Genomic DNA, 21,336 nt, shown 5'->3' with positions numbered 1-21,336 from the left:
ACTGCTGGTGTGGCGGGTGGACGCTGGTGGGGGACGGGCAGGATGCGGCCGGCCCCACCCGGTTCCCGCACCAGCCGGGTGGAGCTCTTCTACGACCTGATCTTCGTCTTCGCCTTCCTCACCGTCACCGATCTGACGTCGAGCCTGGCGACCGTGCCCGACCTGTTCGGTGCCCTGCTGGTGCTGGCGTTGCTCTGGTGGTGTTGGACCGGCTTCGCCGCGCTCGGCAACGCGGTCCGTGTCGACCAGGGTGTCCTGCCGGTGGTCGGCTTCGTCACCGCCGCCGTCACCTTCCTGCTCGCGCTGAGCATGCCCGGCGCCTTCCGCGACGGACCCGGCGGCATCGACGGCCCGATCTTCTTCGCCGGCTGCTACTTCCTGGTCCGCGCCACGCAGCTGGTGGTCTTCGGCTGGCTGCACCGCGCCGACCGGACGCCGCTGCGCCGCTGGGCGCTGGTTGCCGTGCTGCCGGTGGTCGCCACCGGGCTGCTGGTCGTCGCCGCGACGGTGCCGCCGCGGATCGCCGACGGCGTCGCTGAGGACAGGCTGCGCCTGTGTCTCTGGCTGGCGGCCCTGTCCGTCGAGTACGTCGGGGGTGTCACGCTCGGCCGGGCGTACTGGACGGTGGCCTCCACCGGGCACTGGGCGGACCGGCACGCGCTGATCGTGCTGGTGGCGCTCGGCGAGTCGATCATCGCGCTGGGCATCGGCCCGAAGTTCGTCACCGAGCTGCCACTGAGCTGGCCGGTGGTGGTCGCCGCGCTGCTGGGCGTGGCGGTGGCCTCGGCGCTGTGGTGGGCGTACTTCGACACCCTGGCGCTGGCGGTCGAGCAGGCCCTGCACCGGGCCCGCGAACCGACCGCCCGGCGGCGGCTGGCCCGGGACGCGTACACCTACCTGCACCTGCCGATGATCGCGGGCGTCATCCTTCTCGCCCTCGGCCTGGAGGACCTACTGGCTGAGGCGGCGTCGCCGGGGGAGCCCGCCTGGGGGCCGCCGCTGGGTTGGTTCTGGATCATGGTGCTCTGGGGCGGGGTGGGGCTGTACCTGCTCAGCCTGGTCGCCTGCGGGCTGCGGGCGTTGCGCGTGCTGCGGTGGCCGCCGCTGGCGGCCGTACTGCTGCTCGCCGTGCTCGCGCCGGTCGGGGTGAGGCTGCCGGAGTTGGTGGCGCTGGCGGTCCTGGCGGTGGTCTGCGTGGCCACCGTCGTCACGCAGACCCTGACCGACGGCGAGTTGCGCCGCGCGGTCCGGCAGGAGGAGCACGAGGTCGAAGGCACCCGCTGGCGCGGCCGGTATGGGTGAGCCGGTCGCCGCGGAGTGCCGGTGGACGGGGGTGGCCGTGCCCGAGCCGTCGGCCCGGCCACCCCCTGCTCGGTCAGATCTCGGCCAGGGCACCCTCGTACATCTTGTCGATCTCGGCGGCGAAGTTGCTCTCCACGCCCCGCCGCTTGATCTTCAACGATGGGGTGATCTCACCGTGCTCGATGGTCAGGTCGCGCGGCAGGATGGTGACCTTCTTGATCGTCTCCCACCGGTTGAGCCGGGCGTTGAGCTGCGCGACGTACTCCTCGACCATGGCCCGCGCCTGCGGCGAGGCGACGATCTCGGCGTAGTCCCGGCCCTCCAGCGGGCCGCCGGCCGCCCAACTCTTGATCGCGTCCGGGTCCAGCGTGACCAGCATGGTGCAGTAGTTGCGGGCCTGCCCGATGACGACCGCCTGCGAGGTGTACGGGCAGACCGCCTTGAACATGCCCTCGATGTGCGACGGCGCGACGTACTTGCCGCCAGAGGTCTTGACCAGGTCCTTCTTCCGGTCGGTGATGCGCAGGTAGCCCTCGTCGTCCAGGCTGCCGATGTCCCCGGTACGGAAGAAGCCGTCCTCGGTGAACACGGCGGCCGTCTCGGCGGGCAGGTTGTGGTACCCGCGCATCACCGGCCCGCCCCGCAGCAGGATCTCCCCGTCGGTGTCGATCCGGCACTCCAGGTCGCCCAGCGCCTGGCCGACGGTGCCGATCCGGTTGGCGTGCGGCCGGGCGACGAAGGCGCCGGCACTGGTCTCGGTGAGGCCGTACCCCTCGCAGATGGGCAGGTTGGCGGCGGCGAAGAAGGTGGCGATCTCCGGGCTCAGCGGCGCGGCGCCGGAGACCAGCACCCGGATCCGGCCGCCGAGGCGAGCCTGGAGCTTGCTGAACACCAACTTCTCGGCCAGCGCGTACTTCAGTCTCAGCCCGGTCGGGAGCGGCCTGCCGGCCTGCTCCAGGGCGACCTTCTCCTTACCGACCGCCACCGCCCAGGCGAAGATCTTGGCCTTGGCGCCACCGGCGTCCCGGGCCGTGGTGACCGCCTTGTTGTAGACCTTCTCGAAGACCCGCGGCGCCCCGCACATCAGCGTCGGGCGGATGATGCCCAGCAGGTCGACCAGCTTCTCCACCCGGCCGTCGACGTAGGTGGGCAGGCCGACGTGGGTCGCCCCGCACAGCAGCGTCTTGCCGAACGAGTGGGACAGCGGCAGCCAGAGGTACTGGAGGTCGTCCTGGCGCAGCAGCCCGATCTCGGACTGCGCCACACCCTCCCAGCACCAGCCGCCGTGCAGCAGCTCGACGCCCTTGGGGCGGCCGGTGGTGCCGGAGGTGTAGATCAGGGTGGCGAGGTTCTCCGGTCCGATCGGGGCGACCAGCCGCTCGATCAAACCCCGGTCCGCCGCGAGGACCTGCCGGCCCTGCTGTTCCAGCTCGGCCAGGGTGAGCTGGGGTACCGCGGCGGCCGGGTCGGGCACTCCGTCGAACAGGACCACGTGGGTCAGCGCCGGCAGGTGCGCGCCCGCGACCTTGGCGGCCTGGGCGGGATTCTCGGCGAACAGCACCCGCGACTTGGAGTCGGCGATGATGTACACCGCGTCCTCCGGTTCGGTGGTCGGGTACACCGTGGTGGTGGCGCCACCGGCGCACATGATGCCGAAGTCGGCGATCACCCAGTCCAGCCGGGTGTTGGCCAGGATCGCCACCGGATCTTCCAGGCCGACGCCCAGCCCGTGCAGGCCGGCGGCGACCGCCGTGGCCCGCTGTCCGACCTGTTCCCAGGTGAGCCACACCGCACCGGAGTCGTCCGCGTTGGGGTGACCGAAAGCGTGGCGATCGGGTGTCGCGGCCACGCGCTTGAGGAACATGTCGGGGATGGAACGGTACGGTACATCGAGAGCCATCGCTGTAGCCGCCTTCAAGGGGTGTCAGACGTGACGGGGGTCACGTCGCTTTGCGGTTACCGAAGAGTATTGCCTGCACCGGCGGGTCGGCTAGCCCTCAAAACTGAGAGGCGGCTGAGCCCCGGACGCAGCAGGTGAAGATCATGCATATCGGTCCGCCCGCAGCGACCAGTCGTACGTCGCCCGGATCCAGGCTCGCCGGGCGGCGAGGAAGGACGCCAGCGCCGGATCGGCGGCCAGCACGCTGTCCCGGGCCAGGTACCGGGCCAACCCCTGGTTGAACCGGTCCGCCGCGACCCGGAAGGCGCTGTCCGCGTCCAGCCCGGCCTGCGCCGCGATCACGGTGACCAGATTCTGCGCGTCGGACTCCGCCTGCCGCTCCTTGTGGTGCGAGAACAGGTCGTTGCACCAGCAGACCAGGTCGGCGGCGAGGTCGTCCAGGGCGAGCACCTCCGGGGCGCTGCGCCGCCGCGCCGTCGGCTGCCCGTCGTACGCCAGGTCGGTCAGGGTCAGGCTCGGCCGGGCGCCACCGGTGTGCCGCCGCATCTGCACGTATTCCGCCAGCCCCGGCACCCGCCGGCGTTCCCGGTTCGCCGCCTCCCAGAGTAGGGAGAGCAGGTATTCCCGCAGTTGGCTGATCAGTCGCAGCAGCAAAGCCGGCCGGTGCTGGTCCCGGACCCGCCGGCAGATGTCGGCCAGCGCCAGCCCGAGTGGGCCGGCGTCCCCCGGTGCCTGCCCGTGCGGCGCGCCGAGCCGGTCGAGCACGTCCAGCAGGGCGGCGACGGTCGGAGCCAGCCGGATTGCCTCCGCCCCGAGGCCGTCCTCGTCGCAGGCGTCGTCCATCACGAACAGCCAGGTGATCAGGTCGGTGAGCAGCCGGAGTCGGTCGAGCGGGGCGGCCGGGCAGGTGCGGCCGGCCAACTCCGCCGCGGCGGCCCGCCCCAGCCGGCGCTGCCGGGGCCCGCAGTCGACCAGTTCGAGGCGTCCGGCCCAGTGCAGGCTCTGCGCCGCCACCTCGTCGGTGCCCGGATGTCGGGCCGTGGCGAAGGGCGGCTCGTGCAGTGCCGACACGGCGGTGCTGCGCATGATGGCCCCCTGTCCGCACCGACCGGTCCGGGCCGGTGCGCAGAAGGGTACGGGAAATGCGACGGCGAGAATCCAGTGTGTACGGACGGCCAGCGTATTGACAATGACCGATTGTGCACATCGCGGTGGCTGGGTTCCCCGTCCCGGCCCCCGGCGGGCGGGGCCGCCCCGTCGGGGCGAGCGGGACTCCCGGGCGGGCCGGCCTGGGAATCAGAGGCCGAGCCGGGCGGTACGGAGTCGCTCGACGCCGGCCGGCGGGCCGTCGACCTGGACCCGGGCCACCCGCTGCCGCCCGGAGAGGAACAACGCCAGTTCGCCGGGGCTGCCCACCAGACGCAGCCGGTCGCCGCCCCGGCCCACGCCGACCTCCCCGTGCCCGGGCGCCTGCACCAGCAGGTCCGCCGGGAACCGGCGCAGCGCTGCGCGGGCCACCAGCCAGACCCGCTGCCACAGCTGGGTCTGCAGGCCGCTGGGCAGATCGCGGGGCTGCCATCCCGACTGCGCCCGGCGGACGTCCTCGTGGTGGATGAAGAACTCCAGGGTGTTCGCCAGCTCGTCGGTGACCGGGTTGCTCAGCGGGCTCCACAGCGGCGGCCGGCGGACCTGCCCGACCAGTTCCGCCCAGGGACGGGCGGCGATCCGCAGGCGTACCCGCTCGGCGTACCCGCGCAACGGCGGCAGCAGGATGCCGCCGGCGGCGTCCAACCTGCGTTCGCGCAGCACCAGGTGCGCGGCGAGGTCCCGGGTCGTCCACCCCTCGTTGACCGTCGGCGCCTCGGGGCCCCGCTCCAGCATGAGGTCGGCGAGCGCCTCGCGCTCCGATCGGGCGTACCGCGGCATGACAGAGATGGTAGGCCCGCGGGCAGCCGCCGGCGCGGCGGGGCGGACCGTCGGCCGGGGCTGTGGCACAACACGTGATGTCGGACATAGCGCTTGCGGTCGGCGGGGCTGGCTTCGAACGGTAAGGATGAAGGGATCCAAAGACGGCTTACGGCGGGGGAGAGCGTGGCGAGCGGAACGAGTCGGGACGTCATCGTTCGGGGCCTGTCGGTCCTCGGTCGGGCGATCCGGGAACAACCACGCATCTTCGCGGTGGCGGTGGCGGGAAGTGTGCTGTTCAGCCTCCTGATAGTCGCCAGCGCGTACGTGGTGGGCGCGGTGGTCGGCGAGGTGGTGGTCCCGGCGATCGACCGCGGGTCCGTCCCGGTCGCCGCGCTGGCCCTGGGCGCGGCGGCGCTGTTCGGCATCAGCGTGCTGCGGGTGGTGGGCATCGTCGGCCGTCGCCTCGGTGCCGGCTACATGCAGTACCGCCTCCAGGCCGCCTACCGCCGCCGGGTCACCCGCCGCTACCTCGAACTGCCGCTGGCCTGGCACCAGCGCAACGCCACCGGCACGCTGCTGTCCAACGCCAACTCGGACGTGGAGGCCATCTGGCATCCGATCGCCCCGCTGCCCTTCGCGGTGGGCACCCTGGTGATGCTGGTCGGCGCGATCGTCTCACTCTTCGTCACCGACTGGGCGCTCGCGCTGGTCGGCCTGACCGTCTTCCCGGCGCTCTTCGCGCTCAACGTGGTCTACTCCCGACGGATGGCCCCCCGGCAGGCCCACGCGCAGCGGCTGCGCGCCGAGGTGAGCGGCATCGCCCACGAGAGCTTCGACGGCGCCCTGGTGGTCAAGACGATGGGCCGGGAGGCCCACGAGACCGCCCGGTTCGCCGTCCGGGTCGGGGAACTGCGGGACGCACTGATCTCCGTCGGCCGGCTGCGGGGCGTCTTCGACCCGATGTTGGAGACCCTGCCCGGTCTCGGCACCCTGGCCGTGCTGGTGGTCGGGGCCTTCCGGCTGCGCTCCGGCGCGATCAGCGTCACCGAACTGGTCAGCGTCGCCTTCCTCTTCACCGTGCTGGCCTTCCCGGTGCGCGCCATCGGCTGGGTGCTGGCCGAGCTGCCGCGCAGCGTCGCCGGCTGGGACCGGGTCCGCCGGGTGCTGGACGCCACCGGCAAGATGCCGTACGGCGACCGCCACCTCGACCCGGCGAATCCCACGCCGGCCACGCTCGCCTTCCACGACGTGCACTTCCGCTACGAGCCGGCCGAGGCGCACCTGCCCGGCGCCGAGGTGCTCGGCGAGGTCTCCTTCAGCGTCCCGGCCGGGAAGACCGTCGCCCTGGTCGGCCCGACCGGAGCCGGCAAGTCGACCGTGACCGCGCTGGCGGTACGCCTGGTCGACCCGCGCGCCGGCCGGGTCACCCTGGACGGTGTCGACGTGCGCGAGCTACGTGCCGACGCCCTCGCCTCGAACGTCGCCCTGGTCGCCCAGGTGCCGTTCGTCTTCGACGACACGGTCCGGGCCAACATCTCCCTCGACCGCCCGGGCATCGACGACGACGACGTGTGGGCGGCGCTGCGGCTGGCCGAGGCCGACGGCTTCGTCGCCGCGCTGCCCGAAGGACTGGACACCATGGTCGGCGAGCGGGGCACCTCGCTCTCCGGCGGGCAGCGGCAACGGCTCACCCTGGCCCGGGCGTTGGCCGGGCGGCCCCGGCTGCTGGTGCTCGACGACGCGACGAGCGCGGTCGACCCGCGGGTGGAGGCGGCCATCCTGGCCGGGTTGCGCGCCCCGACCGACGGCCGGGCCGCCGCGTCGATCCTGGTCGTCGCCTACCGCCGGGCCACCATCGCGCTCGCCGACGAGGTGATCTACCTGGAGCAGGGGCGGGTGCGGGCCCGGGGTACGCACAGCGAGTTGTTGGCCGCCGTCCCCGGATACGCCGACCTGGTCACCGCGTACGAGCAGGCCGAGCAGGAACGTGAGCAGCAACGCGGGTACGCCGAGGTCAGCCCGTTGACCTCCGGACTGGAAATCGAGGTGGACCGGTGAGCGCGAGGAGTGAGCCGGGTTGCGAGCCCCGCAGTCGCGAACGTCAGGTGGTTCGGTGAGCGCGAGGAGTGAGCCGGTGTTGCGAGCCCCGCAGTCGCGAACGTCAGGTGGTTCGGTGAGCGCGAGGAGTGAGCCGGTGTTGCGAGCCCCGCAGTCGCGAACGTCAGGTGGACCGGTGAGCGCGGCGGCGGAACCAGTGCAGCAGAGCGAGTCGACCTGGCGGACGCTGCGCCGGGGTCTCGCGCTCTCCCCGGAGCTGCGGACCGGGCTGGCCGGCACGCTGGTGCTGGCCCTGGTCTACATGGTCGGGCGGGTGGCGGTGCCGGTGGCGGTGCAGCGCGGCATCGACGACGGCATCGTCGGCGGGCTCGACCTGGGCGTGGTCTGGACGGTGGTCGCGGTCACCGCCGCCGTGCTGGTGGTGACCACCGCCTGCGGCTACCTGATGATGCGCCGGCTGTTCACGGTCAGCGAGACCGCCCTGGCCAACGTCCGTACCCGGGCGTTCCGGCACGTGCACGACCTGTCGATGCTGCACCAGCAGTCGGAGCGGCGCGGGTCGCTGGTCTCCCGGGTCACCAGCGACGTCGACCAGATCACCCAGTTCCTCCAGTGGGGCGGCGTGATCCTGCTCGTCAACCTCGGTCAGCTCGTGGTCACCACGGCGGTGATGCTGGCGTACTCCTGGCAGTTGACCCTGGTGGTGCTCGGCGCGTTCGCGCCGGCGGTGCTGCTCATCCGGATTCTCCAGCAGCGCCTCGCCGCGGCCTACGGGGTGGTGCGGCAGCGGACGGGCGCCCTGCTCGGCGCCATCGGCGAGAGCGTCGTCGGGGCGCCGGTGATCCGGGCGTACGGCATCGCCGGGCGCACCGCCCAGCGGCTGGACAGCGCGATCGAGGGGCAGCAGAAGGCCCAGCAGCGGGCCATCCGGATCAGCATCATGGGCAGTTCGGTGGGGGAGCTGGCAGCCGGACTGGCGCTGGCCGGCGTGGTGGTCGTCGGCGTCACCCTGGGTGCCGACCGCACCCTGTCCATCGGCCAGCTCACCGCCTTCCTGTTCCTGGTCACGCTCTTCATCCAGCCGGTGCAGATCGCCACCGAGGTGCTCAACGAGGCGCAGAACGCGGTCGCCGGCTGGCGGCGGGTGCTCGACGTGCTCGACGTCGCCCCCGACGTGGCCGACCCGGGCGCGCAGGGGCGGGAGCTGCCGCCCGGCCCGCTGGACATCCGCTTCGCCGGGGTGACCTTCGCCTATCCGGGCGGGCCGCCGGTGCTGCACGACGTCACCCTGGACATCGCGGCCAAGAGCCGGGTCGCGGTGGTCGGTGAGACCGGCAGCGGCAAGACCACCTTCGCCAAACTGCTGACCCGGCTGATGGATCCGACCGCCGGTGAGGTGCTGCTCTCCGGCGTGCCGCTGCACCGGGTGCGGTTCGACTCGCTGCGCTCCCGGGTGGTGATGGTGCCGCAGGACGGCTTCCTCTTCGACGCCACCGTGGGGGAGAACGTACGGTTCGCCCGCCCGGAGCTCACCGACGACGAGCTCACCGTCGCCTTCACCGAGCTGGGGCTGGTGGACTGGCTCGACGGACTGCCGTCGGGCCTGGACACCCCGGTCGGGGAGCGGGGCGAGGCGCTGAGCGTGGGGGAGCGGCAACTGGTCGCGCTGGCGCGGGCGTACGTGGCCGACCCGGACCTGCTGGTGCTGGACGAGGCGACCAGCGCGGTGGACCCGGCCACCGAGGTACGCCTGCAACGCACCCTCGACGCCGTCACCCGGGGCCGGACGACGCTGGCCATCGCGCACCGGCTCTCCACCGCCCAGGCCGCCGACGAGGTGATCGTGGTGGACCGGGGCCGGGTCGTGCAGCGCGGGCCGCACGACGAGCTGGTCCGCGACCCGGAGTCGATCTACGGCCTGCTCTACGCCTCCTGGCTGGAGCAGACCCGCTAGCCCGACCGCCCGGCACCCGGCCGCGGTCCGGGCGATCCACCGGCCGGGCGGGCGGCGGCGCTCACCGCGAGTAGTACTCGACCACGAGTTGCTCGTCGCAGATCACCGGCACCTCGTGCCGGGTCGGCTCGCGCAGCAGGGTGACCCGCAGACCGGCCAGGTCGACCGACAGGTACGGCTGCCCGGGCCCGTCGGTGGCGTTGGCCCCGGCGGCGGCGAGCTGGAACGGCAGCCGCTCGCGGCTGCGTTGCCGGACGGCCACCACCTGGCCCGGCCGCAGCCGGTACGAGGGGCGGTCGACCTTCCGTCCGTCGACGGTGAAGTGTCCGTGCGCGACGAGCTGTCGGGCCTGGTAGACGCTGCGGGCCAGCCCGGCCCGGTGCACGACGGCGTCGAGCCGGCGTTCCAGGAGCACGACGAGGGTCTCGCCGGTCTTGCCGGCGGCCCGCGCGGCCTCGTCGAAGGCCCGGCGGAGCTGGACCTCGCTGACGTTGTACTGGTGCCGCAGCCGCTGCTTCTCCAACAGCCGCACCTGGTAGTCGGAGGTGCGGCGGCGGGCGCGGCCGTGTACGCCCGGCGGGTAGGGGCGGCGCTCGACGTAGCGGACGCACTTGCGGGTCAGCGGGATGCCGAGGGCCCGGGAGAGCCGGGCCTTGGGTCGGGGGTGGTTCACGGTGGACGTCTCCGCTCGGGTGCTCTAGGGTGCGAGTTAGGTAAGCCTAACCTATGTTGGAGGTGTCCGATGGGACCGAGCCCCGCAGAGATCGTTCGCACCCTGGTCGCGGGCCGGCTTCCCGGCCTGGTGCACCTCGCCCACCGCCCCGGGCCGTTCCACGTCCGGCACGCCACGGACCCCGACGGCCGGGTGCTGATGCTCGTGCCGGTGGTCAGCGACCTCGCCGCCGAACTGGCCCCCCACCCGGGCGACGACGTGGCCGTGGTGCTGGACGTGCTGGACCTGCCCCCGGCCGCGGGCGCGCCGTCGCTCGGCCGGGCCTGGGTGTCCGGCTGGGCGGCGCCGCTGACCGGTGCCGAGACCCGCGCCGCCGCGGCGGACTTCGCCGCCGTCGACCCCACCGGCGACCTGTTCGACGTCGGCGCCCGGTTCCGGCTGCACCGCTTCGAGGTGGTCGAGGCCCGGCTGGAGAGCGCCGGCGTGCACCGCATCGACCCGGCGGAGTACGCCGCCGCCGCACCGGACCCGCTGCACCCGGTCGAGGCCGCGCTGCTGGCCGACCTCGCCGACCACCACGGCCCCGAGGTGGCCGGATACCTGCGCCGGCGGCTCGACCTGACCGGCGGCGAGCCGCGCGTGGTGCGCCTGGACCGACACGGCCTGGTGGTGGCGTACGGCGGCCCGGGCGACCGCCGGCGGGCCCGGCTGGCCTTCCCCCGGCCGGTGGCGGACGTGGCGGAGCTGTCCCGGCTGCTGCACCCGATGCTCGTTTCTCGTGGGTTCGAGAAGTCTGAAACGCCGGCGCGCCGGAACCCTCGGGCGGCCGCCCCCTGATGCCGCAGGCAGTGCCTGCGGTGGCGAGCCGGAGGTCACCGATGCGTTCGGCTGGGCTCGGCGTGCCTACCGCGCTGCTGCCGGCCTCGCTCACCTTGACCCCTGCGGGGCGTCGGCCGCGCTGGCTCCGCGTCATCGAGGGCGTCTCCCGCGACTCGCTGGCCAGACTCGCCCGCATCGGCGCAGCCATCGTCGATGACCAGTTTCAGGCCACCTCAACACGCCGCCTGTCGATACAGTGACTGTCCGGCGCGGAACGGACCGCGCAGTGCTGCCCATTGCAGCAGCATGATGGTCTTCGCGTCGGTGATGCGTCCGTCGTGCGTCATGTCGAGCGCCTCCGCGAACGGCAGCTCGACCACGATGATGTCCTCACCCTCGTCGGCCACCCCGCCGCCGGCCCCGGTACGCGTCGCGGGCGTGTACGCGGCGGCGTAGCAGTGCAGCCGTTCGGTCACCGAGCCGGGGCTGGTGTAGACATCGAACACGTGCTCCAGCTCGCCGACCGTGACGCCCAGCTCCTCGGCTGCCTCCCGGCGGATCGCCGCGTCGGGGGCGTCGTCGTCGAGGAGCCCGGCCGCCGTCTCCAGCATCATCCCGTCGGGGTGGCCGTTGACGTACACCGGGTAGCGGAACTGGCGGGTGATCAGCACCGTGCCGCGATCGACGTCGTACAGCAGGATGGTCGCGCCGTTGCCCCGGTCGTAGGTCTCGCGTTGTTGCCGGCTCCAGGTGCCGTCGGTATGCCGGTAGTCGAACGTGGTGCGTCGCAGCACGTACCAGCCGCTGGCGAGCAGCTGGACGTCGCGGATGACGACGCCGGGGTTTCCGGTGAGGTGGCGACCGGCCTGGTCCAGGCCGGTGCGACCGCGGGCGTCGGGTACGTCGATGCCCGGCACGCCGGTCGGCCTCGACGGTGTGACTGGCTCGGCCAGCGCGGTCCCGGTGCGCACGCCACTCATGCCGCGACCCCCGGCACGTCGGCGACGTCGTAGTACACCGGCAGTCCGCGCTCCCGCGCGATGGCCACATCCTGATCGGCGCCGGTCGACACTCCGGGCAGCCGCAGTACCGCGTCGCAGTGTTGCAGCAGCCGCTGCGCGGTGGGGTAGAGCACGTCCTGCGCCAGCGGGTCACCGACGCCGTCGGCACCCGCGCCCCGCAGCACCGGAAGGGCGACCCACTCGCCGATCATCGGGACGTGCCCGGCCTGGAAGATCGGCCAGGCCGCCTCCTCCAGCCGGCGTAGGTTCGCCGCGAGCAGATCGGGGTGGTCGTTGGTGCCCGACCGGTACGGGCCGGCAATGAGGATCATCAGGGGTTTCGCTGTGGTCATGAACATGAGATTATCGGGAGATCGTGCAGAAACAAAGAAGATTGTGAAGGAACGTGCATGCTGGCTGCGCAACGTCGTGACCTCCTGCTGGACCGGTTGCGCCGGGACCGGCGGGTCGTCGCCAAGGACATCGCGACCGAACTCGGCACCTCGGAGGACACAATCCGCCGCGACCTGCGCGACCTGGCCGCGATGGGGCTGTGTCAACGGGTGTACGGCGGCGCGTTACCAGCCTCCCCGGCGGTGGCCGACTACCCGACCCGCCGCCAGGTTGGGGTGGACTCCAAGGGGCGGGTCGCCGCCGCCGCCGCCGCGCTGATCCAGCCCGGCACAACGGTCATCGTCGACGGCGGCACCACCGCCCTCGCGGTCGCCCGTATCCTGCCCGCCGCGCTGCGGGCCACCGTGGTCACCCACAGTCCCACGGTGGGTGCCGCGCTCGCCGAGCACCCGAATGTCGAGGTGTACCTGCTCGGTGGTCGGCTCTTCAAGCACTCGGTGGTCGCCTGCGGCGCCGCCGCAGTGGAGGCCGCGCAGGCGGTCAACGCGGACCTGTTCCTGCTCGGCGTCACCGGGGTCCACCCCGATGCCGGCCTGACCACCGGTGACGCTGACGAGGCCGCGATGAAACGGGCACTCGCCCAGCGGGCGGCCGACACCTACGTGCTGGCGAGCGCGGAAAAGATCGGCGCGGCGTCGCGCTTCGCGGTCCTTCCGCTGACCGCCGTCGAGGGCATCATCAGCGACGCGCCGCCGGAGGACGACACCCTGCGGCGGCTCGTGGAGGGCGGCGTCCCGATCGTCCATGCCTGATGTGCGGGTCATCTGGCGTTGTTGTGGTCCACCGAATGCCCGCCGCACGGCCGCCCGTTGCGCCGCTACCGGGTACGTCTTCGGGTCGACCGCGCTGAGCGTGTCGAGCCCTTCGACGAGCGCCACCAGCCCGATCGCCTGCTGCGCCGGGTGGTCTTCCAGTGCGGGCCTGGCGGCGCGGACCAGGGTGGCCGTCGGTCGGCTGAGCCCCCGGCCCGCCGGGTCAGCAGTCGTAGTGGTGCTCGCGCAGCAACCGCTCGACCGTCGCCGGATCCGGGCTGTCGCCGCCCCAGCCGTCGACGTCCCGGTCGTCGACCTCCTCGATTTGCCAGTGGTCACCACGCAGCGACCGGTCGTTGTACGCCGGATGCCGCAGGACGACCTCGCAGGTCGCCGGGTCGGTGTCGGTGTTGACCCGCCACGCGAAGGTGTAGGCGACGGTGCTGCGGCGCTCACGGTTCTTCCGCAGGGACTTCTTCACCTCCGGGGACACCGTCACCGAGGTGAAGCCAGCCCGGGTCAGCTTGTCGGCGTACTCCCGCCCGGCGTCGCCCTCGCTGCCGCACGCCGTGCCGCCCACCAGCACGACGCCCACCACGCCCACCACGGCGAACCTGCTGCTTCCCATCTGGCCTCCCGCCTGCGTACCCGTTGACCGATCCGCGCCGGCCGCGGCGTCGTCACGGTAGACGGTCGCCACAACGCCGCCGGCCCTCAGGCGCGACGGCCGCCCGGCGGATCCGCCAGCTCGCCGGTGAGATAGCGCTGCACCGTGGGGCCCACCGCCGCGACCAGTGCCTCCGGGGCGGCGGAGGCGACCGGCTCCAACCGGACGACGTAGCGCATCATGGCCAGTCCGATCATCTGGGAGGCCACCAGCGAGCCGCGCAGCGGCAGCTCGGCCGGGTCGATCGCGAGCTGGTCGAGCACCCGGCGCAGCACCTGGGTGACCAGGAACTCGCGCAGCAGCCGGGCGGTCCACTCGTTGGCGACCGCCGAACGGAGCAGGGCCACCGCTGCCGCGCCGGCCGGCGAGTCCCACACCGTGAGGAACATCCGCACCAGCCGTTCACCCACGGTGTCCCGGTCACCGGACAGCACGGCGGGCAGCAGCTCCGCCGGGTCCACCGAGATGTCGATGGTGGCCCGGAAGAGCTGCTCCTTGGTGCCGAAGTAGTGGTGCACCAACGCCGGGTCGACGCCCGCGGCCGCCGCGATCACCCGGATGGAGGCCGCGTCGAATCCGCGCTCGGCGAAGGTCGTGCGGGCCGCCGCGAGGATCACCTCCCGGGTGTCCGGGTTGCCGGGGCGCCGGCCCGAACGTCGCGGACTCATCCGCTGCGCCGCCGCAGGGTCGCCGCCGCCAGCACCAGGGCCACCACGGCGGTGCCGGCCACGATCGCCACGTCCCGCCACATCGTGCCGGTCGGTTCGGCGTGCGCGCCGACCTCCTGCAGCGCCTCGACCGCGTACGACAGGGGCAGCGCGTCGCTGACCGCCTGGAGCCAGCCGGCCATCTCCCCACGCGGCACGAACAGCCCGCAGAGCAGCATCTGCGGCAGCACCACCACCGGCATGAACTGCACCGCCTGGAACTCGGTACGGGCGAAGGCGCTGCACAGCAGACCGAGCGCGACCGCCAGCACCGCGTTCACCGCGGCGATCAGGACCACCAGCCAGGCGTTGCCCGCGGTGTCCAGGTCGAACAGCCAGTACGCCGCGGCCGAGGCGATCGCCGCCTGTGCCGCGCCGGCCAGGCCGAAGGCGATGCCGTAGCCGAAGAGCAGGTCGAGCTTGCCCAACGGGGTGGTGAGCAGGCGCTCCAGTGTCCCGCTGGTGCGTTCGCGGAGCATCGCGATGCTGGTCACCAGGAACATGATGACGAACGGGAAGAAGCCGAGCATCACCAGGGCCACCCGGTCGAAGAACGATGGCTGCCCGGGCGGGGTCGGTTGGTCGACGTACATGAAGTAGACCAGGGTCAACAGCGCGGTCGGCACCACCACGAGCAGCGCCACGGTGCGCCGGTCGTGGCGCAGTTGGCGCAGGATGCGCCCGGTGGTGGCGGTCAGGATCCTCGGGTTCACGGTGCCTCCTTCGGTTCGCGGCTGCGGGGCTCGCAGGATCGGCTCACTCCTCGCGCTCACGGTGCCTCCTTCGGTTCGCGGCTGCGGGGCTCGCAGGATCGGCTCACTCCTCGCGCTCACGGTGCCTCCTCCACCCGCGGCGGGGGTGCCTGCCCTTCCCGGGCCTCGTTCGCGCGGATCAACCGCAGGAACGCCTCCTCCAGGTCGTCGACGCCGGTGCGGGCGCGGACCGCGTCCGGGGTGTCGTCGGCGACCAGCCGGCCCTGCCGGATCAGCAGCAACCGGTCGCAGCGGGCTGCCTCGTCCATCACGTGGCTGGAGACCAGCAGGGTCGTGCCGGCGGCGGCCAGCGCGTGGAACCGGGCCCACAGTTCGGCGCGCAGGACCGGATCCTGCCCGACGGTCGGCTCGTCGAGGACGATCACCTCCGGCTCGCCGACCAGGACGCACGCCAGTGAGGCACGGCTGCGTTGCCCGCCGGAGAGGGTGCCGACGAGTTGGTGGGCCGCCGTGCCCAACCCGACGTCGGCCACGGCCTGGTCGGCGTCGGCTGCCCGCCGGCCGTGCAGGGCCGCGAAGTAGCGGGCGTTCTCCCGCACGGTCAGATCGCCGTACACGCTCGGCGCCTGGGTCAGGTAGCCGACCTGGTGCCGCAGCGGTGTCGCGCCGGCCGGCTGGCCCAGCACTGTCACGCTCCCGCCGCCGATGACCTGCACCCCGACCACCGCGCGCAGCAGGGTCGTCTTGCCGCTGCCGCTGGGACCGAGCAGCCCGGTCACCGAGCCGCGCGGCACCGCGCAGCTGATGCCGTGCAGCACCCGTCGTCGGCCTCGGTTGACGACCAGGTCGCGGATCGCGATCGCGTCCTCCACCGTTCACCTCCAGATAAATTCATCATCCGTTGAACTCAACACTAGATGAATTCACTGGACGCCCGCAACGGGTTGACTTCGAGGGCACTCGAACTGGAAGCCTTGGTAGCCGTGGACATCGCTGCACGGGAACGAGGGCTGTCCGTCGGTGAGGCGGCGGCCCGGGTCGGCCTGACCACCTACACGTTGCGCTGGTACGAGCAGGAGGGCCTGGTCGCCCCGGTGGGTCGGGACTCCGCCGGCCGTCGTCGGTACGGCGACGCGGACCTGCGCTGGCTGGTCCTGCTCACCCGGCTGCGCCGGACCGGGATGCCGGTGCGCGACATGCGCCGGTACGCCGAGCTGGCCCGGCTGGGGGACCGGACGCTGGGTGCGCGACGGGCGCTGTTCGAGGCGCACCGGGACCGGGTACTGGCCCGGATGGCCGAACTGGAGGAGGACCTGAAGGTGCTGGACTTCAAGATCGACAATTACCGCAGGGCCGAGGAGGGGCGATGATCCGCCGACGGATGGGGGCCGGTGGGCCCGAGGTTTCCGCCATCGGGCTGGGCTGCATGGGCATGAGCTTCGGCTATGCCGGCCGCGACGACGCCGAGTCGACCCGTACCCTGCACCGCGCCCTCGACCTGGGCGTCGACCACCTCGATACCGCTGACATGTACGGCGCGGGGGCAAACGAGCGGCTGCTCGCCCCGGTCGTGCAGGCTCGCCGTGACGAGGTCTTCCTGGCCACCAAGTTCGGCAACCGTTTCCGCGGCGACGGCTCCGGCGGCACCTCCGCCCCCGGCGCGTACGTCGACAGCAGTGCCGCCTGGGCCCGTGAGGCGTGCGACGCCTCGCTGGACCGGCTCGGGGTGGACCGCATCGACCTGTACTACCTGCACCGGCGCGACCCGGCCACGCCGATCGAGGAGACCGTGGACGCCATGGCCGACCTCGTCCGGGCCGGCAAGGTGCGGCTGCTCGGCCTGTCGGAGATCAGCCCGGCCACCCTGCGTGCCGCGCACGCCGTGCACCCGATCGCGGCGGTGCAGATGGAGTATTCCCTGTTCACCCGCGAGGTGGAGGGGGAGATGCTGGACACCTGCCGGGAACTGGGGGTGGCCCTGGTGGCGTACTCGCCGGTCGGGCGAGGGCTGCTCACCGGCGCGATCACGGGCCGGGACCAACTCGCCGCCGACGACTGGCGAGCCGGTGTCCCGAGGTTCGCCGAGGGCAACATCGAGGCCAACCTCCGGCTCGTGGCGGCGGTCCGCGAGGTGGCCGGGGAAATCGGCTGCACCCCCGCCCAGGCGGCACTGGCCTGGCTGCTGGCCCAGGGTGAGGACATCCTGCCCATCCCGGGCACCAAGCGGGTGCGTTGGCTGGAGGAGAACGTGGCGGCGGCCGACCTGCGGCTCACCGACGAGCAGCAGGCCCGGTTGCGCGCAGCGGTGCCCGCCGAGGCTATCGCCGGCGAAAGGTACCCGGAGGCAGGAATGCGAACGGTCGGGCACTAGCCTTCGGAGTCGGACAGGGTGTCCGTCAACGGGCATTGCGGTGTGTTTCGCCGTGCGGCAGGATGGCGAAGTGGATCACGGGCCGTCGGAAAGCTCCTTCCTCGCCCATTGGACGAACCGGCTCCGTGCCACCGCCGAGCGACCCGTGGTCGGCATCCTGCTCCGGGGCAGCCATGCCCGCCGCGCCGCCACCGCGCACAGCGACGTCGACCTCGACGTGCTCGTCGACGATCGCCCCGCCCCGCACCGGCCCGGCGCGGCGGGTCACACCGCCGCGCCGTACGCCGCCCGGCAGGCGTACCTCGCCGAGTTGGACGGACGGCTCGTGCACGTCTCGGTCTCCGCCCGGGACGTCCGCTCCTGGGTCGACCGGCTCGGGGAGCCGGCCGACTGGGCGTTCGGCCTGCCGGTGGCCACCCCCGCCCGACTGCTCTGGGCCGAGGACGACTGGCGGTCCCGGATCGACCTGCCGGTGCTCTGCCAGCCCGCCGACCAGCCCCGGCTGGAGGAACTGGTCGCCACCCTCGGCAAGGTGGCCTCCGCCCGGGCCGCCGCGGACCCGTTCGGGGTCCGGCTGGCCGCCGCCGACCTGGCCCGGCTCTGCCCCTCGGTGCTGCGGCTGGCCAACCCCGGGGTCCGGGTGGTCTCCCGCCGTGCCGCCTTCGCCGCCGCCCTCACCCTGCCGGTCGCCCCACCCGGCTACCGCGAGGACATGCTGCTCTGCCTCGGGCTGCACCCCGGCGCCACCGGCCGGCTCGCCACCGCCGCCGCCCGCCTGGTCGCGGGGGTCGTCCCGCTGATCCGCCCGTACGCCGGCCGGATCGCCGAGGTCGCCGGTGCCGACCTGGCCGCCGCGCTCGCCGACGGCCGGCTGGACCGCTACGTCGCCCAGCTCGGCCGGGCGGCCCGTCAGGTCGGGGACGGCCCGCAGCTGCCCACACCGCGTGCGGGAGAATGGCGGACTGTGCCTGTACCCGAGTCTCCCGTGACCGGCGGAGTCCCCGCCGGCGCGGCTCGCCCCTCCCGCCTCGACCCGGCCGTCGCCGCCCGGCTGCGCCGCACCCCCGACGGCCTGGTGGCCGCGGTGGTGCGCCAGCACGACACCGGCGAGGTGCTGATGGTCGCCTGGATGGACGACGAGGCGCTGCACCGCACGCTGACCACCGGCCGGGCCACCTACTGGTCGCGCAGCCGGCAGGAATACTGGGTCAAGGGGGCCACCTCCGGCCACCACCAGTACGTCCGCTCGGTCGCCCTGGACTGCGACGGCGACGCGCTGCTGGTCAGCGTCGACCAGGTCGGAGCGGCCTGCCACACCGGCAACCGCACGTGCTTCTTCACCGAACTGCCGGTCAGCGCCGAAGGAGCCTCCTCATGACCGACGGCACGATCCACCCCGACCCGGGCGTCTTCGCCGAGTTGGCCACCCGCTGGCGGGTGGTGCCGGTCACCCGACGGCTGTTGGCCGACGCGGAGACCCCGGTCGGTGTCTACCGCAAACTCGCCGGCGGCCCCGGCACGTTCCTGCTGGAGTCCGCCGAACAGGGCGTCGGGTCGGCCGGCACGGCCTGGTCCCGCTACTCCTTCATCGGGGTACGCAGCAGCGCCACCCTGGTCGAGCGGGACGGGGTCGCCGTCTGGACGGGCCACCCGCCGGCCGGCGTGCCGGCCTCCGGCGACCCGGTGGCCGTGCTGCGGGAGACCGTCGCGGCACTCGCCGGCCCGGCCCAGGATCTGGCCGCGGGCCTGCCGCCGCTGACCGGCGGCATGGTCGGCTACCTCGGGTACGACCTCGTCCGGCGCTTCGAACGGCTGCCCGAGTTGACCGAGGACGACCTCGGCCTGCCGGAGCTGGGCATGATGCTCGCCACCGACCTGGTGGTGCTGGACCACTACGACGGCTCGGCGATCCTGGTCGCCAACGCGGTGCTGCCCCCGGCCGACGCCCCCGACCGGGACGCGCAGGTCGTGGCGGCCTACCACCACGCGGTGGGGCGGTTGGACGCGGTGACCACCGCACTGTCCCGACCGATACCACCGATGATCTCCACGGTCGACCGCCCGGCGACGGACGCGGTGGTCAGCCGGACTCCCGACGGGGGCTACCTCAAGGCGGTCGAGGAGGCCAAGGAGGCGATCCGGGCCGGGGAGTGCTTCCAGATCGTGTTGGCCCAGCGGTTCGAGCGGGACACCCACGCCGACCCGCTGGACGTCTACCGGGTGCTGCGCACCACCAACCCCAGCCCCTACATGTACCTGCTGCGCTTCGACGGCTTCGACATCGTCGGCTCCTCGCCGGAGGCGCACCTCAAGGTCAGCGCCGGCCCGGACGGTGAGCGGCAGGCCCTGCTGCACCCGATCGCCGGCACCCGGCCCCGGGGCGCCACCCCGGACGCCGACGCCCAGCTCGCCGTCGAGCTGCTGGCCGACCCGAAGGAACGCGCCGAGCACGTGATGCTGGTCGACCTGGGCCGCAACGACCTGGGACGGGTCTGCCGTCCGGGGACGGTGCAGGTGCCGGAGTTCGCCACCATCGAGCGGTACAGCCACGTCATGCACATCGTCTCCACGGTGGTGGGCACGCTGCGCGAGGACCGCACCGCCTTCGACGCCCTCGCCGCCACCTTCCCCGCCGGCACCCTGTCCGGTGCCCCGAAGGTCCGCGCCATGGAGATCATCGAGGAACTGGAGCCGGTCCGGCGTGGCATCTACGGTGGCACCGTCGGCTACTTCGGCTTCGGTGGCGACCTCGACATGGCGATCGCCATCCGCACCGCGCTGATCCGCGATGGTCGGGCGTATGTGCAGGCCGGGGCCGGTGTGGTGGCCGACTCCGACCCAGCCGCGGAGGAGCAGGAGACCCGGAACAAGGCCGCCGCGGTGCTCGCCGCCATCGCCGCCGCCGAGACCCTGCGGCCGGCCCGGTGAGCGCAACCGGAGACGCCGCGACACCCGCGCCGAGCGGCGGCGCGCCGACCGTCCGGGGGCGGCGCGAGTTGGCGTACGCGGTGCTGCTCTGCCTGGCCGGCGCGGGCCTGGCCGTCTGGGCGGCGACCCGCACCTGGGCGGTGGAGGTGACCGCCCGGGGCGGCCTGCCGCCGATCCGGCAGGACCGTTCCGGCGCACAGCTGCTGCCCTGGCTGTCCGCGCTGGCCCTGGTCGAGCTGGCCGGCGGCGGTGCGGTGCTGGCCACCCGGGGGCGGGTCCGGCGGCTGCTCGGCGTACTGCTGGCCCTGCTCGGCCTGGCCGTGGCGGCCGGCGGCGGCTACGGGCTGACCGCCGGCTTCGTCGGCGAGCTCAGCCGGCAGTGGCCGGCGCTGTGCCTGCTCGGCGGGCTGCTCGCGGCGGCCGGCGGCGGGTTGGCCGCGTGGCGCGGCGACCGCTGGCCCGCGATGGGTGCCCGCTACGAGCGCCGGCCCCGCCCCGAGCCGACGCCCGACGGGCGGCCGGCCGCACAGCGCAGCACCCGGGAAACGTGGGACGCGCTCGACCGGGGTGAGGACCCGACGGTCAGCTGACCGGCTGCCGCAGCTCGTGGCGCTCCCGGGCCGCGGCACGGGCGGCGGCCAGTTCGGCGACGAGCCGGTCGAGTTCGGCGCGCTGGTCGGCGCGGGCCCGGTCGGCGCAGACCGCCTCCCAGGCGTTGCCCCGGGCGGTGCGCACCCGGCCGTCACCGACGACCGCGCGTTCGAGGGTGTGCACCACCCCGACTGCGAGGGAGGCGACGGTCCGGGAGATGGTCGTGAAGCCGAGGGTGGAATTCGGTCCCGTAGTGCTCATGGTCACTCCGCACGAGAAGTCCGACGGTCGGCAGGCCCGCCTCACGAGTCTGCCCGAATCCAGGCTGCCCGGTACACGTTTCGCCGTGGTGACGGGCAGATCAACTGTCCAACGGCACGGCCGTCCCCGGTAGGTCCGTTCGTCCTTGAGCTTGGTCACACCATCGACTGCCGTCGCCGTGCTGCGGGACCCGCACCAGTGTGCTGTCATGGTCCATGGGCTTCAATCGATGGCTTGAGCGGCGGCAGGCAGGCTCACCGGATGACCTGCGTCGATCGTCCCGGTGGCGCTGCGTGACATCGTGTTCACCGGAAGTC

At 73.1% G+C, this 21,336-nt stretch carries 21 protein-coding genes and 2 pseudogenes; 11 read left to right on the top strand and 12 right to left on the bottom strand.

All coding sequences use genetic code 11. The annotated features are described in order from the left end of the window. Window positions 1-42 precede the first annotated feature (42 nt). A complete protein-coding gene (locus E1166_RS02715; protein WP_132335480.1) occupies window positions 43-1,302 on the top strand; it encodes a low temperature requirement protein A in 1,260 nt (419 codons plus the stop codon). A 73-nt stretch (window positions 1,303-1,375) separates the two neighbouring features. On the opposite strand, the gene E1166_RS02710 is transcribed toward E1166_RS02715, so the two are convergent. The 3 genes from E1166_RS02710 to E1166_RS02700 form a co-directional block, all read right to left on the bottom strand. Then, window positions 1,376-3,202 (bottom strand): long-chain fatty acid--CoA ligase, encoded by a 1,827-nt coding sequence (locus E1166_RS02710; protein WP_132335478.1) that lies wholly within the window; start codon window positions 3,200-3,202, stop codon window positions 1,376-1,378. A gap of 141 nt (window positions 3,203-3,343) precedes the next feature. Continuing rightward, window positions 3,344-4,288, bottom strand: coding sequence for a terpene synthase family protein (locus E1166_RS02705; protein ID WP_132335476.1), 945 nt, complete (start codon window positions 4,286-4,288; stop codon window positions 3,344-3,346). A gap of 210 nt (window positions 4,289-4,498) precedes the next feature. Then, window positions 4,499-5,128 carry a TIGR03085 family metal-binding protein gene (locus E1166_RS02700; protein ID WP_132335474.1) on the bottom strand — a complete coding sequence of 210 codons (630 nt, stop codon included), beginning with the start codon at window positions 5,126-5,128 and terminating at the stop codon, window positions 4,499-4,501. Window positions 5,129-5,293: 165 nt separating this feature from the next. Here E1166_RS02700 and E1166_RS02695 point away from each other — a divergent pair, with 165 nt between their 5' ends. Together E1166_RS02695 and E1166_RS02690 are read left to right on the top strand one after the other, a co-directional pair. After that, entirely contained in the window at window positions 5,294-7,168 is a 1,875-nt protein-coding gene (locus E1166_RS02695) for an ABC transporter ATP-binding protein (protein WP_132335472.1), read from the top strand. A gap of 175 nt (window positions 7,169-7,343) precedes the next feature. Then, window positions 7,344-9,122, top strand: coding sequence for an ABC transporter ATP-binding protein (locus E1166_RS02690; RefSeq protein WP_132335470.1), 1,779 nt, complete (start codon window positions 7,344-7,346; stop codon window positions 9,120-9,122). A gap of 61 nt (window positions 9,123-9,183) precedes the next feature. On the opposite strand, the gene rpsD is transcribed toward E1166_RS02690, so the two are convergent. Continuing rightward, window positions 9,184-9,795, bottom strand: coding sequence for a 30S ribosomal protein S4 (gene rpsD / locus E1166_RS02685; protein ID WP_132260647.1), 612 nt, complete (start codon window positions 9,793-9,795; stop codon window positions 9,184-9,186). Window positions 9,796-9,864: 69 nt separating this feature from the next. Between rpsD and E1166_RS02680 the strand changes: the two genes are divergently transcribed. After that, window positions 9,865-10,632 carry a DUF2470 domain-containing protein gene (locus tag E1166_RS02680; protein ID WP_132335468.1) on the top strand — a complete coding sequence of 256 codons (768 nt, stop codon included), beginning with the start codon at window positions 9,865-9,867 and terminating at the stop codon, window positions 10,630-10,632. Between the two features lie 215 nt (window positions 10,633-10,847). Here E1166_RS02680 and E1166_RS02675 read toward each other — a convergent pair whose 3' ends face one another. Next, window positions 10,848-11,594, bottom strand: a complete 747-nt coding sequence (locus E1166_RS02675; protein WP_243710113.1) for an NUDIX domain-containing protein — start codon at window positions 11,592-11,594, stop codon at window positions 10,848-10,850. Next, entirely contained in the window at window positions 11,591-11,968 is a 378-nt protein-coding gene (locus E1166_RS02670; protein WP_243710111.1) for a DUF4406 domain-containing protein, read from the bottom strand. The genes E1166_RS02675 and E1166_RS02670 overlap by 4 nt, the downstream gene beginning before the upstream one ends. Before the next feature lie 57 nt (window positions 11,969-12,025). On the opposite strand from E1166_RS02670, the gene E1166_RS02665 reads away from it, so the two are divergent. After that, window positions 12,026-12,781 carry a DeoR/GlpR family DNA-binding transcription regulator gene (locus tag E1166_RS02665; protein WP_132335466.1) on the top strand — a complete coding sequence of 252 codons (756 nt, stop codon included), beginning with the start codon at window positions 12,026-12,028 and terminating at the stop codon, window positions 12,779-12,781. Between the two features lie 45 nt (window positions 12,782-12,826). Here E1166_RS02665 and E1166_RS32630 read toward each other — a convergent pair. From E1166_RS32630 to E1166_RS02640, 5 genes and pseudogenes are all read right to left on the bottom strand, one after another. After that, window positions 12,827-12,919 (bottom strand): annotated as a pseudogene (locus E1166_RS32630) (TetR/AcrR family transcriptional regulator); the annotation flags it as partial. Between the two features lie 85 nt (window positions 12,920-13,004). After that, window positions 13,005-13,409, bottom strand: a complete 405-nt coding sequence (locus E1166_RS02655) for a hypothetical protein (RefSeq protein WP_132335464.1) — start codon at window positions 13,407-13,409, stop codon at window positions 13,005-13,007. A gap of 86 nt (window positions 13,410-13,495) precedes the next feature. Continuing rightward, the gene (locus E1166_RS02650) at window positions 13,496-14,116 is read right to left on the bottom strand and encodes a TetR family transcriptional regulator (RefSeq protein WP_132335462.1); all 621 of its coding nucleotides are present in this window, start codon (window positions 14,114-14,116) and stop codon (window positions 13,496-13,498) included. Next, on the bottom strand, window positions 14,113-14,868 hold the full coding sequence (locus tag E1166_RS02645) for an ABC transporter permease (RefSeq protein WP_132335460.1): 756 nt from the start codon (window positions 14,866-14,868) through the stop codon (window positions 14,113-14,115). The genes E1166_RS02650 and E1166_RS02645 overlap by 4 nt, the downstream gene beginning before the upstream one ends. Before the next feature lie 116 nt (window positions 14,869-14,984). Beyond that, window positions 14,985-15,740 (bottom strand): ABC transporter ATP-binding protein, encoded by a 756-nt coding sequence (locus tag E1166_RS02640; protein WP_132335458.1) that lies wholly within the window; start codon window positions 15,738-15,740, stop codon window positions 14,985-14,987. Window positions 15,741-15,851: 111 nt separating this feature from the next. Between E1166_RS02640 and E1166_RS02635 the strand changes: the two genes are divergently transcribed. From E1166_RS02635 to E1166_RS02615, 6 genes and pseudogenes are all read left to right on the top strand, one after another. Beyond that, a complete protein-coding gene (locus E1166_RS02635; RefSeq protein WP_132335456.1) occupies window positions 15,852-16,238 on the top strand; it encodes a MerR family transcriptional regulator in 387 nt (128 codons plus the stop codon). Beyond that, the gene (locus E1166_RS02630) at window positions 16,235-17,239 is read left to right on the top strand and encodes an aldo/keto reductase (RefSeq protein ID WP_132335454.1); all 1,005 of its coding nucleotides are present in this window, start codon (window positions 16,235-16,237) and stop codon (window positions 17,237-17,239) included. The genes E1166_RS02635 and E1166_RS02630 overlap by 4 nt, the downstream gene beginning before the upstream one ends. A 40-nt stretch (window positions 17,240-17,279) precedes the next feature. After that, window positions 17,280-18,035, top strand: a pseudogene (locus tag E1166_RS31740) (phosphoribosyl-AMP cyclohydrolase); the annotation flags it as partial. A 168-nt stretch (window positions 18,036-18,203) separates the two neighbouring features. Continuing rightward, window positions 18,204-18,617: a phosphoribosyl-AMP cyclohydrolase gene (gene hisI / locus E1166_RS31735; protein WP_132260686.1), complete on the top strand. Its 414-nt coding sequence runs from the start codon at window positions 18,204-18,206 to the stop codon at window positions 18,615-18,617. Beyond that, window positions 18,614-20,167 carry an anthranilate synthase component I gene (locus tag E1166_RS02620; RefSeq protein ID WP_132335452.1) on the top strand — a complete coding sequence of 518 codons (1,554 nt, stop codon included), beginning with the start codon at window positions 18,614-18,616 and terminating at the stop codon, window positions 20,165-20,167. The genes hisI and E1166_RS02620 overlap by 4 nt, the downstream gene beginning before the upstream one ends. Continuing rightward, window positions 20,164-20,757: a Trp biosynthesis-associated membrane protein gene (locus E1166_RS02615; RefSeq protein ID WP_132335450.1), complete on the top strand. Its 594-nt coding sequence runs from the start codon at window positions 20,164-20,166 to the stop codon at window positions 20,755-20,757. Before E1166_RS02620 ends, E1166_RS02615 begins: the two co-directional genes overlap by 4 nt. On the opposite strand, the gene E1166_RS02610 is transcribed toward E1166_RS02615, so the two are convergent. Further along, complete coding sequence (locus E1166_RS02610) at window positions 20,750-21,019, bottom strand: hypothetical protein (protein ID WP_132260658.1); 270 nt, start codon at window positions 21,017-21,019, stop codon at window positions 20,750-20,752. The genes E1166_RS02615 and E1166_RS02610 overlap by 8 nt on opposite strands. Window positions 21,020-21,336 lie beyond the last annotated feature (317 nt).

The sequence above is a fragment of the Micromonospora sp. KC213 genome (genome assembly GCF_004348325.1).
GTDB lineage: Bacteria > Actinomycetota > Actinomycetes > Mycobacteriales > Micromonosporaceae > Micromonospora.
Note: the sequence above shows the minus strand (reverse complement) of the source record. Positions and strands in the feature narration are given on the sequence as shown.

Excerpts from the sequence above, each read along its gene's own strand:
- E1166_RS02715 (WP_132335480.1), top strand. The coding sequence starts at position 43 with ATGCGGCCGGCCCCACCCGGTTCCCGCACCAGCCGGGTGGAGCTCTTC.
- E1166_RS02710 (WP_132335478.1), bottom strand. The coding sequence starts at position 3,202 with ATGGCTCTCGATGTACCGTACCGTTCCATCCCCGACATGTTCCTCAAG.
- E1166_RS02705 (WP_132335476.1), bottom strand. The coding sequence starts at position 4,288 with ATGCGCAGCACCGCCGTGTCGGCACTGCACGAGCCGCCCTTCGCCACG.
- E1166_RS02700 (WP_132335474.1), bottom strand. The coding sequence starts at position 5,128 with ATGCCGCGGTACGCCCGATCGGAGCGCGAGGCGCTCGCCGACCTCATG.
- E1166_RS02680 (WP_132335468.1), top strand. The coding sequence starts at position 9,865 with ATGGGACCGAGCCCCGCAGAGATCGTTCGCACCCTGGTCGCGGGCCGG.
- E1166_RS02675 (WP_243710113.1), bottom strand. The coding sequence starts at position 11,594 with ATGAGTGGCGTGCGCACCGGGACCGCGCTGGCCGAGCCAGTCACACCG.
- E1166_RS02670 (WP_243710111.1), bottom strand. The coding sequence starts at position 11,968 with ATGACCACAGCGAAACCCCTGATGATCCTCATTGCCGGCCCGTACCGG.
- E1166_RS02665 (WP_132335466.1), top strand. The coding sequence starts at position 12,026 with ATGCTGGCTGCGCAACGTCGTGACCTCCTGCTGGACCGGTTGCGCCGG.
- E1166_RS02655 (WP_132335464.1), bottom strand. The coding sequence starts at position 13,409 with ATGGGAAGCAGCAGGTTCGCCGTGGTGGGCGTGGTGGGCGTCGTGCTG.
- E1166_RS02650 (WP_132335462.1), bottom strand. The coding sequence starts at position 14,116 with ATGAGTCCGCGACGTTCGGGCCGGCGCCCCGGCAACCCGGACACCCGG.
- E1166_RS02630 (WP_132335454.1), top strand. The coding sequence starts at position 16,235 with ATGATCCGCCGACGGATGGGGGCCGGTGGGCCCGAGGTTTCCGCCATC.
- E1166_RS02620 (WP_132335452.1), top strand. The coding sequence starts at position 18,614 with ATGACCGACGGCACGATCCACCCCGACCCGGGCGTCTTCGCCGAGTTG.
- E1166_RS02610 (WP_132260658.1), bottom strand. The coding sequence starts at position 21,019 with ATGAGCACTACGGGACCGAATTCCACCCTCGGCTTCACGACCATCTCC.